12 protein-coding genes are annotated in these 12,810 nt (G+C 52.1%); 11 read left to right on the forward strand and 1 reads right to left on the reverse strand.

Translation table 11 applies throughout. From position 1 onward, the window contains the following. Positions 1-32: 32 nt before the first annotated feature. The 6 genes from lepB to PUT07_RS24545 all read left to right on the forward strand — a co-directional run bounded on the left by lepB (position 33) and on the right by PUT07_RS24545 (position 4,880). Entirely contained in the window at positions 33-656 is a 624-nt protein-coding gene (lepB, locus tag PUT07_RS24520) for a signal peptidase I (protein ID WP_379240518.1), read from the forward strand. A gap of 11 nt (positions 657-667) precedes the next feature. Continuing rightward, a complete protein-coding gene (ylqF, locus tag PUT07_RS24525; protein WP_274471288.1) occupies positions 668-1,528 on the forward strand; it encodes a ribosome biogenesis GTPase YlqF in 861 nt (286 codons plus the stop codon). A 151-nt stretch (positions 1,529-1,679) separates the two neighbouring features. After that, positions 1,680-2,330: a ribonuclease HII gene (locus PUT07_RS24530; RefSeq protein ID WP_274471666.1), complete on the forward strand. Its 651-nt coding sequence runs from the start codon at positions 1,680-1,682 to the stop codon at positions 2,328-2,330. Between the two features lie 59 nt (positions 2,331-2,389). Beyond that, positions 2,390-4,192 carry a hypothetical protein gene (locus tag PUT07_RS24535; RefSeq protein WP_274471289.1) on the forward strand — a complete coding sequence of 601 codons (1,803 nt, stop codon included), beginning with the start codon at positions 2,390-2,392 and terminating at the stop codon, positions 4,190-4,192. After that, positions 4,189-4,506 carry an EscU/YscU/HrcU family type III secretion system export apparatus switch protein gene (locus PUT07_RS24540; protein ID WP_274471290.1) on the forward strand — a complete coding sequence of 106 codons (318 nt, stop codon included), beginning with the start codon at positions 4,189-4,191 and terminating at the stop codon, positions 4,504-4,506. The genes PUT07_RS24535 and PUT07_RS24540 overlap by 4 nt, the downstream gene beginning before the upstream one ends. Beyond that, positions 4,503-4,880, forward strand: a complete 378-nt coding sequence (locus PUT07_RS24545) for a YraN family protein (RefSeq protein ID WP_274471292.1) — start codon at positions 4,503-4,505, stop codon at positions 4,878-4,880. Before PUT07_RS24540 ends, PUT07_RS24545 begins: the two co-directional genes overlap by 4 nt. A 54-nt stretch (positions 4,881-4,934) precedes the next feature. Here PUT07_RS24545 and PUT07_RS24550 read toward each other — a convergent pair whose 3' ends face one another. Then, positions 4,935-6,509 (reverse strand): YifB family Mg chelatase-like AAA ATPase, encoded by a 1,575-nt coding sequence (locus PUT07_RS24550; protein WP_274471293.1) that lies wholly within the window; start codon positions 6,507-6,509, stop codon positions 4,935-4,937. Positions 6,510-6,699: 190 nt separating this feature from the next. Between PUT07_RS24550 and PUT07_RS24555 the strand changes: the two genes are divergently transcribed. The 5 genes from PUT07_RS24555 (at position 6,700) to topA (ending at position 12,807) form a co-directional block, all read left to right on the forward strand. Then, a complete protein-coding gene (locus PUT07_RS24555) occupies positions 6,700-6,957 on the forward strand; it encodes a hypothetical protein (RefSeq protein WP_274471295.1) in 258 nt (85 codons plus the stop codon). 322 nt (positions 6,958-7,279) lie between these two features. Next, complete coding sequence (gene sucC / locus PUT07_RS24560) at positions 7,280-8,440, forward strand: ADP-forming succinate--CoA ligase subunit beta (RefSeq protein WP_274471296.1); 1,161 nt, start codon at positions 7,280-7,282, stop codon at positions 8,438-8,440. A gap of 51 nt (positions 8,441-8,491) precedes the next feature. Beyond that, the gene (sucD, locus tag PUT07_RS24565) at positions 8,492-9,424 is read left to right on the forward strand and encodes a succinate--CoA ligase subunit alpha (RefSeq protein ID WP_274471298.1); all 933 of its coding nucleotides are present in this window, start codon (positions 8,492-8,494) and stop codon (positions 9,422-9,424) included. Between the two features lie 117 nt (positions 9,425-9,541). Continuing rightward, on the forward strand, positions 9,542-10,633 hold the full coding sequence (gene dprA / locus PUT07_RS24570) for a DNA-processing protein DprA (protein ID WP_274471299.1): 1,092 nt from the start codon (positions 9,542-9,544) through the stop codon (positions 10,631-10,633). Between the two features lie 71 nt (positions 10,634-10,704). After that, positions 10,705-12,807, forward strand: coding sequence for a type I DNA topoisomerase (gene topA / locus PUT07_RS24575; RefSeq protein WP_274471300.1), 2,103 nt, complete (start codon positions 10,705-10,707; stop codon positions 12,805-12,807). Positions 12,808-12,810 lie beyond the last annotated feature (3 nt).

Raw genomic sequence — 12,810 nt, forward strand, 5'->3', positions numbered from 1 at the left:
ATAAACCAAAACTGGAAAAGAGGCAGTCAGTGATGGAACAGAAAGAGCAAGATCAGCCTGGTTTAGACGCCGCAGCTGCTGCGGAAGCAAGCTCAACACCTGCAAAAACAGCCAAAAGTGAAACATGGGAATGGATCAAAGCGCTAGTGATCGCCGGCGTGCTGGTCATTGTCATCCGTTGGTTCCTGTTCTCGCCGTTCATCGTCGACGGGGATTCCATGAGGCCGAACTTCTCTACTGGCGAACGTCTCATTGTTAACAAAATTATTTATGATATCCGCGCGCCGAAGCGGGGAGAAGTCATCGTCTTCCATGCGCCGGAAGGCAAGGATTATATTAAACGGGTCATCGCGCTTCCAGGGGAAACCGTGAAAGTAACCGGCGATAAAGTGTTCATCAACGGCCAGGAGATCGATCAACCGTATATCAAGGAAGCGATCGAGCAAGCGAATAAAGAGGGACATGCCTATAACACTCTGTCCGATTTCCCAGAAACGAAAGTGCCTGACGGCGAAATCTTCGCGATGGGGGATAACCGGCCGAATTCCAAGGACAGCCGGGCCAAGAGCGTTGGCTTCGTGCCTTATAATAAAATCGTAGGGCGCTCGGAAGTCATTTTCTGGCCGGTCAACAAAATAAGTTTTATACATTTCTGAGGTGAACTAGAATGACCATTCAATGGTTTCCCGGTCACATGACCAAAGCTCGGAGACAGATTGAAGAAAAGCTGAAGCTGATTGACGTCGTCATTGAGCTTCTGGATGCCCGCATACCGCTCTCGAGCCGGAACCCGATGGTAGATGAGATTTTGAAGGGCAAGCCCCGATTGGTGCTCTTGAACAAAAGCGATTTGGCCGATCCGCAGGTGACGGCGCAATGGGTCAAATATTTCGGAGAGCTTGGCTTGCCGGCTTTGCCGATTGATGCGGCGAACGGTACGAACGTCAAAGAAATTTTGCCGCGGGTGAAGCAGCTTTGGGCACACAAGATTGAGCAGCAGATCAGCAAAGGGATGAATCCTAGAGCGATACGCGCTCTTATCGTGGGGATTCCGAACGTCGGGAAATCGACGCTGACGAATCAATTGGCCGGCAAGAAAATTGCCGCGACCGGCGATAAGCCTGGCGTGACCAAAGGGCAGCAGTGGATTAAAGTCGGGACTGAGATGGATTTGCTGGATACGCCGGGTATTCTGTGGCCGAAATTCGAGGATCAGACCGTTGGTATGCGGCTAGCCGCGACGGGGGCGATCAAGGAAGAGCTGCTCCATCTGGACGAGATTGCGCTGTTCGTCGTGCGGTACATGGTAGAGAATTACGGGACGGGTCTTCAAGAGAGATTCGGAATTACCGAGCTGCCTGAAGATATGGAGAACGTCCATGAAGTTATTCAAGTCATGGAGGCTATCGGCCGAAAGCGCGGCGCCATTGTCAGCGGCGGGAAGGTCGATTTGGACAAAGCGTCCCTGATCATTATCCGAGAGCTTCGTGCCGGGAAGATGGGACGGATTTCTTTAGAAAAGCCATAAGGAAACTCAAGTGAAGAAGTCACTTGCAAACGGCGATGAGCCTGTTTCGCAGGTGGCTTTTTTATGTGGATGCCGAACCGGATGTAAAAAATGGTATGGCTTGCCGCTGCGGTAATCCCTTATAATGGTGAGATGGAAAGGGGCGAAGAGCTTGCTGGAGCATGAGAAAGACGTATGGGAGCAAGGATTCGGCCTAATTGCCGGCATCGATGAGGTCGGAAGAGGCTGTCTATTCGGCGATGTCGTTGCGGCCGCGGTCATCCTGCCCAAAGGCTATGTACTGGAAGGCGTCAACGATTCGAAGAAGCTGTCGGAGAAGAAGCGAGATGCGCTGTACGAGCAAATTATGAATGAGGCTGTGGCTGTAGGTCTTGGTATCGTCGATGTGGATACAATCGAAGCTATCAATATTAAACAAGCTGCCAGATTGGCGATGAAACAGGCGGTCGAGCAATTAAAGACGAGGCCGGATTATTTGCTGGTCGATGCCGAGACCGTTGATATGGATATGCCGCAAACGGCGATTATTCATGGGGATGCACGAAGCCAGTCCATTGCCGCTGCATCGGTTATTGCCAAAGTGACAAGAGACCGGATGTGCGCCGAATGGGACGAGCTCTTCCCGGAATACGGTTTGGCTGTACATAAAGGTTATGCTACCAAGCATCATAGAGAGATGCTGCTGCGTTACGGGCCTACGCCGCTGCATAGGAAGCTTTTTATTCGTAAAGTGATGGCGGAGCTGGAAGAGAAGCCGGCTGAAGGGATGTCCGAGCAGTTGGAGCTTGATCTTCCCATCTAAACAATTGGCGAGTGTCAACCGATACTATACATAAACGATCGATAAATCGAGGTGAACGGATGAACATCAGCGGATTAATTCGCAGCTTGGTTGGCGATCTGACGGCGGCCGACAGCAAAGTGCTTGAATTGAAAGTCGGTCAGGTGGTGAAAGGTGTCGTACTCCAGCTTCTAAGCGATCAGGAGGCTATGCTGAATATCGGTGGTGTTCAAGTAAGAGCGAAGCTGGAAACGCCGCTTAAGCAGGGTGACGTGACTTATTTGCAGGTTCAGCCGGAATCCAGCGGCGGGCAAATTGTGCTCAAGCCGCTAACGGCTTCGGATGTTCAAATTACTGAGGATTCCATGGGCGAGCTGCTCAAGGCTTTTGCAGTGAAGGATACCGCAGGCGCCCGTCAGATGGTACAGACGATGCAGCAGGAAGGCGTTCCCGTCTCCAAGGAGAACGTGAAAGCGTTCGAAGCCTTAATGAGCGGCGTGCCTGAGGGCGTGAACAAGGAAGAATGGATGCAAGCGGCCGTCCTTGCGCATAAAAAGGGGCTGCCCCTGACGGTAGAAACCGTTGGGGCGCTGAGACAGGTGACCTCAGGCCCGCCCGTCGGGCAAGTGCTGGAAGGGCTGGAACGGCAGGCGGCGGCGCTCCTCGAGAACGAGCCGCAGCATCCGGCGGCGGACATCGCGAAGCAGGTCGTCGCGCTGCTGAAGGAGCTGCGGGCTTCCGCCGCAGCGACATGGCCCGCGCGGCCGCCGGAAGCGCCGGCCGCGGTGCCGGCCCCGCCAGCCTCGCCGCAGGCTGGCCCTGCTGCAGCGGCGGCTCCTGCGGGGCCGCCGGGCGGACAAGGCAGCGCGCCTGCGCCCGCTGCCGCAGCTGCCCCGCCCGCCGCGCCTGCGCAGCCGGCGGGCACGGACGTCCGCGCTGCTGCGCCAAGCGCGGAGCGTGCCGCCGCCCCGGCGGAGCCGGCGGCGGAAGCGAAGGCCGCCCCCGCCGGGCGGGCGGCTGTGCCGGAGGCTCAGGCGCGAAGCGCTGAGCCTGCGAAGGAGCCGCCTGCGCAGAAGGCGGCTGAGGGCGCGCTGCAGACGCACAGCGGTGCGTCTGAGGTGCCGGAGGCTGTTCCGGAGACGAACTGGATCAGCCGGATGTTGAAGGCCGTAGGCGTCGAGCACGAGGCTCAGGTAGCAGCGAAGCTGGATGAGCGGGGCGAGGCTTTCGTACGCCATAAGGCTCAAGCGGACGATCTTCAGCCGGTGCCGCTCGCCGCAGCCTCTAGTCAGGAGGAGACGGTCAAGCCGGCCTCATCGGAAACGCTGAAGAGTCTGTTGCTGCAGCTGACAGCCTCGGACGATACGCCGGTACCGCTTAAAGAGGCGGCGCAGCAAGCTTTAAGCCAAGTGACAGGCCAGCAGCTCATGCTGACAGGCGATAAGAACGCCATGTTCGCTCATATGACACTGTTTGTTCCTTTCCTTGACGGAACGGGCCAGCAATCGGCTGCCGTTCATATTCAATCCCGCAAAGGCAAACGCGGAGAACTCGATGCAAGCAACTGCCGTCTGCTTTTTGATTTGCAGATGAAGGTCATGGGCAATACGCTTGTGGACGTGCATGTCGTGAACAAAATCGTCTCCCTGACGATCCATAACGATCATCCGGCTCTCGGACCGCTGATGGAAGCGTCCAAAGAAGATATCACCTCCGCCATGCAGAAGGCGGGTTACCAATTTATATCCCTAAAATGCTCGCCGTACCCGCAGCCGCTGCCCAAAGAGGAGGGCGCTGCGTCCAATGCGGTTTCGGACGGGAGAGCCGATCTCCGTTCGCTCTATCTCCCCAAAACGTACAAAGGGGTAGATGTCAGAGCATGAACAAAGACAAAAATGCACGTGGAACGCCTGAACCTACCCCCATTAAGAAAGCAGTCGCCCTTCGCTACTCGCCGGAGACGCAGAAAGCGCCGACGCTGATCGCCAAGGGCAAAGGGCAAGTGGCGGAAGCCATCTTGCAGAAGGCGATCGATAACGGCATCCCGATTCAGGAAGATTCCTCCTTGGTGGAAGTGTTGTCGAAGCTTGATCTGGACCAGGAAATTCCTCCTGAACTGTATCAGCTTGTTGCGGAAGTATTGAGCTTTATTTATCGTTCCGATAACCGAATGCGTGCACAGAGGAATGACTTATGACGGACAGACGCAAGGATGACAGGAAACAGTTGGGCAAGCTTGGCGAAGACCTAGCGGAGGCTTATCTATGCCGTCTGGATTACCGGATTCTCGAGCGGAATTGGCGCTGCCGTGCAGGCGAGCTGGATATCGTAGCAGAACATGCAGGGATGCTCGTTGTGGTTGAGGTACGTACGAGGCGGCCTTCCGGTCGCTTTGGCCTGGCCAAAGAATCGGTCGATCTCCGCAAACAAAGCAAGGTCAGAGAAGTTGTCCAACACTATTTGCACCGCCATCGAAAGTACGAACAGTCCGTTCGTTTCGACGTCATTACCGTCGAGCTGACGAGCGACGGTTCGCAGCCTCATATTGAACATATCGAAGGAGCCTTCTGATTCCGTCGTTCAGCCTATTTGGTCGAACTCCGAGACATAAGGCTCTTCTGTATGTCAGGGGAACGAACCGTCTGCATGCTGCTGTTTATCCAAGCTGCGGTATTGGATGGCCTCGGCCAGATGGGCGGGGAGGATCGCATCGCTCTGCTCGAGATCCGCAATCGTGAGCGCAAGCCGGAGAATGCGGTCGTGTGCTCTGGCGCTTAATCCCAAGGCTTCGAATGAAGTGCGGAGCAGCTGATCTCCTTCAGCGGTTAACCGGCAGATTTGGCGTAGAAAGCTTCCGCTCAATTCATTGTTATGGTGAAGGGGAGTTCCGGCATAGCGCTGCTGCTGCCGCCTGTGGGCGATTAGCACAGAGTTGAGCATTTCTTGCGACGACAGAGCGTCCTTTCGCTCTTTCAATTGATCGTAGTCGGGCTTCGGCACTTCGACATGCAGATCGATCCGGTCCAGCAGAGGTCCGGATATTTTGGAGCGGTATTGAACGGTCTTGGCTGGTGAGCAGATGCAGGCGTTGGATTCAGTTTCTGCCCCATAGAAGCCGCAGGGACACGGATTCATGGCCGCCGCCAAAATAAAATGTGCGGGAAATGTGTAGACGGCTCTAGCCCTGGCTATCGTAACCGTGCGGTCTTCGAGCGGTTGTCTCAGCACTTCGAGCGCATTTCTCGTGAATTCGGGCAGCTCATCTAGAAACAGAATACCTCGATGCGCCAAACTGACTTCTCCCGGTTTCGGCAATGTGCCTCCTCCGACTAAACCGGCCGAGGAAATCGTATGATGAGGCGCGCGAAAAGAACGTGTCCGCATCAGCATTGTGCGGTCAGGCAGCTTTCCGGCGGCGCTGTAAATTTTCGTCACCTCCAGCGCCTCGGCATCCGACATCGGCGGCAAAATGGATGGCATGCGTTTGATCAGCATCGATTTGCCAGTCCCTGGCGGACCGATCAACAGGATGTTGTGCATGCCGGCTGCCGCTATGGTCAGTGCTCTTTTGACTTGGTGTTGACCGTTGACGTCGGTGTAATCTTCGACAAATGGCGTGGTGGAGGCGAGATTTGTCGAGGCTTCAAAGAATTGATTGTTGTTGATCGCATGAAATAAGAACTCGTTGTCGGTTTCCTTGGTCCACCGCTTGAAATCGGAGAGCGCCGATAGCCCGCATACCTCGATGCCTCGGATCAATGCGGCTTCAGCGGCATTCGCATGAGGTACGCATATCCGCTTCATTCCGATTTGCTTCGCCGCATGCACCATCGAGAGAACGCCCGGTACCGGTCTCAGCGATCCGTCAAGCGCCAGCTCGCCAAGAAATAACGTCATCTGCAGGCATTCCGGCGACACTTGGCCGGTCGTCATCAGAATCGCGACGGCAATGGCCAAATCGAAGGAGGAGCCTTCCTTGCGCAAGTCAGCAGGCGCCAGATTCACGGTGATCCGGTCCATGGGGAATGCATAGCCGCCATTCTTGATGGCGGACCGGACACGTTCCACCGACTCCCGGATGGCCGGATCCGGCAGACCGACCAGATTCATTTGGGGCAGTCCACTGGAGATATCCACTTCCACCTCGATGGTCCGTCCTTCAATGCCTTGCAAGCAGGCGCTCCAAACTTTTCCATACATACGAAAAACACCTTCCCTCTCCATGGTTTGATCAGCCTATAAGCTGTTCATGGGATAAAAGGTGCTTCCTTATCCATCAGCTTCTTTTCCTATATTGTATAGAAAATGGTAAAATTACGCAATCCTTGCGGCGGCAGAAAAACGTTTTAAATAGGCTTTACGTGCACATACTGGAAGATGAGGTGATGACATGCAGGAAAAACCGTATTTTTGTCCCAATTGCCGCTCGAACCGGATTAAATTCAGTATAATCACGAGCTATGCGCAATCCTTTGTGAAGGATGCTCTGTCCGGAAGCATCACGCAGTTCAATGATCCTGATGCGATACCCGAGGAAGAGCCTATGATTCAGTGCCTGGTCTGCTCCTTTACAGGAAATGAATTGCGCTTTATCAAGCAAGCGGAGCGCGAGCCGCGGATGAATACACCGACAACGCCACATTATTGATATCGTGCGAAAGACGGATTTTTCAGTTCATGGAAAATACGTCTTTTTTAGTTATAAATAGAGGGTAGAAGTTAACCCTGTGTAGGATTAGTTGATCAGTGATAGCTAAAGTTTTTCAGTGTGAAAGGAAAGTTTGAATGGATTCACGAAAAAAATGAGGAAACTGTCGAAAATTAGTGATACAATGGTTAGGGCTTGTGAAGAAGTGTGATACTAATTCCGGCAGCAAGAATTATTTCGTGCATAACGCAAATTGGAAAATTACACTTTTTCCCTGTATAGCACGTATAGAAAGTCCATACTGATAGGAGGATTTTAGGAAATGAATATCCATGAGTACCAAGGCAAAGAAGTCCTGAGACAGTACGGAGTCAGCGTTCCTAACGGGAAAGTTGCTTTCACCGTTGACGAAGCTGTTGAAGCAGCGAAAGAACTCGGAACATCCGTCGTCGTAGTAAAGGCGCAAATTCATGCCGGAGGTCGCGGTAAAGCCGGCGGCGTTAAGGTAGCCAAAAACCTCGATGAAGTTCGTACATATGCTAGCGAAATTCTTGGTAAAGTTCTGGTCACTCACCAAACAGGTCCGGAAGGCAAGGAAGTCAAGCGCCTTCTGATCGAACAAGGCTGTGACATTAAGAAAGAATATTATGTAGGTGTGGTTGTTGACCGCGCTACAGGCTCCGTTGTTATGATGGCTTCGGAAGAGGGCGGTACGGAAATCGAAGAGGTTGCCGAACACTCCCCTGAGAAAATTTTCAAAGAAGTTGTAGATCCTGCTATCGGTCTTCAAGCTTTCCAAGCTCGCAGACTGGCGTACAACATTAACATTCCTAACGAGCTGGTTGGCAAAGCTGCTAAATTCATGCTCGCTCTTTATAAAGCATTCGTAGATAAAGATTGCTCCATCGCCGAAATCAACCCGTTGGTTGTTACAGGCGACGGCGACGTAATGGCTTTGGATGCCAAATTGAACTTTGATTCCAACGCTCTTTTCCGTCACAAAGATATCGTTGCGCTTCGCGATCTGGAAGAAGAAGATGCCAAAGAAATCCAAGCTTCGAAATATGACCTTAGCTACATCGCACTTGATGGTAACATCGGCTGTATGGTTAACGGCGCAGGACTTGCAATGGCTACGATGGACATCATCAAGCACTACGGCGGAGACCCTGCTAACTTCCTAGACGTAGGCGGCGGCGCTACGAAAGAGAAAGTAACAGAAGCTTTCAAAATCATCCTTTCCGATGAGCAAGTGAAAGGTATTTTCGTTAACATTTTCGGCGGTATCATGCGTTGTGACGTCATCGCTGACGGTGTTGTTGCTGCAGCTAGAGAGCTTGGCTTATCCCGTCCGCTTGTTGTTCGTCTTGAAGGCACCAATGTGGAGCTCGGCAAGAAAATTCTTAACGAATCCGGCTTGAATATCGTTGCTGCAGACTCGATGGCAGACGGCGCGCAAAAAATCGTTGCACTTGTGAAATAACTCTAAACCCGAGCGGTTTTTAAATAATATAGGGGATGTGAACAAAAGATCATGAGTATTTTGGTCAATAAACATACAAAAGTCATTACTCAAGGTATTACCGGCGCTACGGGTTTGTTTCATACCAAAGGCGGTCTTGAATACGGCACACAAATGGTTGGTGGCGTAACCCCAGGCAAAGGCGGAACAAAAGTCGACATCACACTGGAAAACGGTGAACTTGTTCAACTTCCGGTTTTCAACACGGTTATCGAAGCTAAAAAAGCTACGGGTGCAACGGCATCCGTTATCTACGTACCACCGGCATTCGCTGCAGAATCCATCATCGAAGCGGTTGACGCGGATCTGGATCTTGTTATCTGTATCACGGAAGGTATTCCAGTGCTTGACATGGTTAACGTGAAACGTTACATGGAAGGCAAAAGAACGGTCCTAATCGGACCAAACTGCCCGGGCGTTATTACACCAGGCGAGTGCAAAATCGGTATTATGCCAGGCTACATCCATACGCCAGGTCACGTCGGTGTTGTTTCCCGTTCCGGAACATTGACGTACGAAGCGGTTCACCAATTGACAACTCGCGGAATCGGACAATCCTCCGCAGTAGGTATCGGTGGGGACCCTGTTAAAGGCTCCGAGTTTATCGATATCCTCAAACGTTTTAACGAAGACCCAGACACATACGCTGTCATCATGATCGGTGAAATCGGCGGAACCGCAGAAGAAGAAGCGGCTGAGTGGGTCGCTGCGAACATGACGAAGCCGGTTGTCGGCTTCATCGGCGGTAAAACTGCGCCTCCAGGAAAACGTATGGGCCATGCCGGTGCGATCATTTCCGGTGGTAAAGGAACAGCTGCTGAGAAAGTAGCGACTATGGAAAGATGCGGAATCCGCGTTGCCGCTACACCTTCCGAAATGGGCTCCACGCTTGTTAGCGTCCTGGAAGAAAAAGGCATGCTGGACAAAGTTATTACCAAAAAATAAATACTTCTATACGAAGGTAAGCAACCTTCCAAATCCCTTATTTTAGGGAATTGGAAGGTTTTTTCTTTTTTCAAGCTTTGCAAGGATTTGTCATTCAAGTAAGGAGTGTATATACTAATGGATAATCGATTGATTTTATTTGGTCTTCATGAACTTGAAGGCGTTGGATGGAAGACGATGCTCCAGCTTGTTAACCGCTTCCCTGAGCCGCAAGTGTTGTTGGAGCTATCAGCATCCGAAATCGCAGCCAGCGGCATTCGATCCACAGTCGCCGAACAAATCGCATCGCGGTTTACCCCGGCTTTCATCGAGCAGCGGCTGCACATATATATGAAGCGATCCATTCAAATCCTGACGATTCTGGACAAAGAGTACCCGCAATACTTGAGAGAGATCGCGCAGCCGCCCTGGGTGCTGTATGTCAAAGGGAGCCTGTCCATGCTAAGCGGCCGGCTGATTAGCATCGTAGGCACGCGAACGCCGACGCTGTATGGCCAGAAGATCGCGGAGGAATGGGCAGCAGCACTATCCAGAGCCGGTTTCCGGATCGTAAGCGGTCTCGCCCGAGGGATCGACAGCAAGGCGCATATCGGCGCCCTTCAGGGGAGAGCGAAGACCGTAGCCGTACTCGGATGTGCGATTGATCAAATATATCCGCGTGAGAATGCGTTATTATTTCGGAAGATCGAGCAGGAAGGCGCGATCATCTCGGAATATCCGATCGGCACCGGGATGAAACCGGGTATGTTTCCGCAAAGAAATCGTATTATTGCCGGATTATCCTTAGGTGTGATGGTTGTTGAAGCGGCTGAGGACAGCGGATCCTTGATTACGGTTGATTTCGCCCTGGATGAGTCGCGGGATGTTTTTGCCGTACCGGGTTCGATTAACTCCCGTTTGAGCGGCGGCGTGCATAATTTGTTGAAAGAAGGCGCCAAGCTGGTTACGAGCGTTGAAGAAATTGTAGAAGACTACAATTATATGATAAATTCAAATGAAATGACGGCTGCCAAGCCGCAGGTTTCCGCATTTACGTTGACAGTTGACGAGGAAGAAATCATACGAATGCTGTCGAATGTGCCGGTCACCATCGATACCTTGTTGGAGGGCAGTCAATTTACGTTTGGACATTTGCATGCAGTTCTGTTATCTTTACTATTGAAAAAGGCGATTAAACAGCTTCCAGGTTCTACCTACATCCTAGCATAAGCAATTCAAGAAGTTTTTCTTCTCGCCAATAGACTTGACCTTTGAAATTAAGAGGGGAGGAAGGACGATCCATGGCGGATTCTTTAGTCATTGTTGAGTCACCAGCAAAAGCCAAAACCATCGGCAAATATTTAGGAAGCAAATTTATCGTAAAAGCCTCAATGGGTCATATTCGCGACCTTCCGAAAAGCCAAATTGGCGTAGAAGCTGAGCGTAATTTTGAACCTAAATACATTACAATCCGTGGTAAAGGGTCTATATTAAAAGAATTAAAAGATGCAAGCAAAAAAGTGAAAAAAATATATCTGGCGGCTGACCCGGATCGTGAGGGTGAAGCGATTGCATGGCATCTGGCTCACTATCTGGACGTCGGTTCGGATGAGCTGTGCCGGGTTGTGTTTAATGAAATTACGAAAGATGCGGTGAAAGACGCTTTCAAGACGCCTCGGCGCATCAATCAGGATCTCGTGAACGCACAGCAGGCACGGCGCATTTTGGATCGGCTCGTGGGATACAAGATTAGCCCGCTGCTCTGGAAAAAAGTGAAGAAAGGCCTATCGGCCGGGCGCGTTCAATCCGTAGCGGTGAAGCTGATTCAAGACCGTGAGAATGAGATCAAAGCTTTTGAACCCGAAGAATACTGGTCCATCACGGTTCAATTGAACGCGGGCAAGGCTGTATTCGAAGCCAAATACCACAGTATCAACGGCGAGAAGAAGGAACTTTCTTCACGCGAGGATGTCGATCAAGTTCTAGCTGCCATGGGCACCGGTTTGTTCAAGGTGAAAGAAGTGAAAGAGAAGGAGCGCGGGCGCAACCCGTCCCCGCCTTTCATTACGAGCTCCATGCAGCAGGAAGCGGCGCGCAAGCTGAACTTCAGGGCATCAAAGACGATGTCCGTCGCTCAGCAGCTGTATGAAGGTATCGACTTAGGCAAAGAGGGTACCGTCGGCTTAATTACGTACATGCGTACGGATTCAACCCGGATCTCGCCTGTCGCCCAAGAAGAAGCCAAAGAGTACATTTTAGCGAAGTTCGGCGAAACCTACTATCCGGAAACGCCGCGCACCTATACGAAGAAGAATGCCAATGCGCAAGACGCGCATGAGGGCATTCGGCCGACCTCCGTATTGCGGGAGCCGGAGCAAGTGAAGGAACACCTCAGCAGAGATCAATACCGCCTGTACAAACTCGTGTGGGAGCGCTTCGTTGCCAGTCAGATGGCGTCGGCCATCCTGGACACGATGACGATCGATTTGACCGCCGGGGATACCCTATTCCGCGCCAACGGATCCAAAATGAAGTTCCCGGGCTTCATGAAGGTATATGTTGAAAGCAACGATGACGGTACGACGGAAGAAGATAAATTGCTGCCTCCGCTCGCCGTCGGCGATTCGTTGGAGAAGCAAGGCATCGACCCGAAACAGCACTTTACGCAACCGCCGCCAAGATATACGGAAGCGCGTTTGGTCAGAGCCCTGGAAGAAATGGGAATCGGGCGTCCAAGTACGTATGCCCCGACTTTGGAAACGATTCAGAAACGCGGATACGTGGCGATCGAAGAAAAGAAGTTTGTGCCTACCGAGCTTGGCGAGCTTGTCATTCAATTGATGCAGGAGTTTTTCCCGGAAATCCTGGATATCGAATTTACAGCCCACATGGAGGAAGAGCTCGACTTTGTCGAAGAAGGCAAGGAAGACTGGGTCCGCGTTCTGGACACGTTCTACGCTTCCTTCAAGAAGCGGCTTGAATTCGCCGAAGAAGAGATGAAGGAGATCGAGATTCAAGACGAAGTCTCCGATGAGCTTTGTGAGAAATGCGGCAAGCCGCTCGTGTACAAAATGGGCAGGTTCGGCAAGTTCCTGGCGTGCTCCGGGTTCCCGGATTGCCGGAATACGAAGCCGATCATCAAGGACATCGGCGTCACGTGCCCGAGCTGCCATGAAGGTAAGATCGTCGAGCGCAGAAGCAAAAAGGGACGCGTATTCTACGGTTGCGACCGTTACCCTACGTGTGATTTCGTTTCCTGGGATAAGCCGGTCAGCAAGCCTTGTCCGGTATGCAGCTCGATGATGATCGAGAAGCGCACGAAGAACGGCGCAACCCTGCAGTGTACGAAATGCGACCATAAAGAAGAAGTAAATGAAGATCAATCTGATGATATGAAAGATTAGAGG

The organism is Paenibacillus sp. MAHUQ-63 (assembly GCF_028765165.1).
Classification (GTDB): domain Bacteria; phylum Bacillota; class Bacilli; order Paenibacillales; family NBRC-103111; genus Paenibacillus_E.

What these genes read in the sequence shown, in the direction of transcription:
- lepB (WP_379240518.1), top strand. Translation starts at nt 33, where the DNA reads ATGGAACAGAAAGAGCAAGATCAGCCTGGTTTAGACGCCGCAGCTGCT.
- ylqF (WP_274471288.1), top strand. Translation starts at nt 668, where the DNA reads ATGACCATTCAATGGTTTCCCGGTCACATGACCAAAGCTCGGAGACAG.
- PUT07_RS24535 (WP_274471289.1), top strand. Translation starts at nt 2,390, where the DNA reads ATGAACATCAGCGGATTAATTCGCAGCTTGGTTGGCGATCTGACGGCG.
- PUT07_RS24540 (WP_274471290.1), top strand. Translation starts at nt 4,189, where the DNA reads ATGAACAAAGACAAAAATGCACGTGGAACGCCTGAACCTACCCCCATT.
- PUT07_RS24545 (WP_274471292.1), top strand. Translation starts at nt 4,503, where the DNA reads ATGACGGACAGACGCAAGGATGACAGGAAACAGTTGGGCAAGCTTGGC.
- PUT07_RS24550 (WP_274471293.1), bottom strand. Translation starts at nt 6,509, where the DNA reads ATGTATGGAAAAGTTTGGAGCGCCTGCTTGCAAGGCATTGAAGGACGG.
- PUT07_RS24555 (WP_274471295.1), top strand. Translation starts at nt 6,700, where the DNA reads ATGCAGGAAAAACCGTATTTTTGTCCCAATTGCCGCTCGAACCGGATT.
- sucC (WP_274471296.1), top strand. Translation starts at nt 7,280, where the DNA reads ATGAATATCCATGAGTACCAAGGCAAAGAAGTCCTGAGACAGTACGGA.
- sucD (WP_274471298.1), top strand. Translation starts at nt 8,492, where the DNA reads ATGAGTATTTTGGTCAATAAACATACAAAAGTCATTACTCAAGGTATT.
- dprA (WP_274471299.1), top strand. Translation starts at nt 9,542, where the DNA reads ATGGATAATCGATTGATTTTATTTGGTCTTCATGAACTTGAAGGCGTT.
- topA (WP_274471300.1), top strand. Translation starts at nt 10,705, where the DNA reads ATGGCGGATTCTTTAGTCATTGTTGAGTCACCAGCAAAAGCCAAAACC.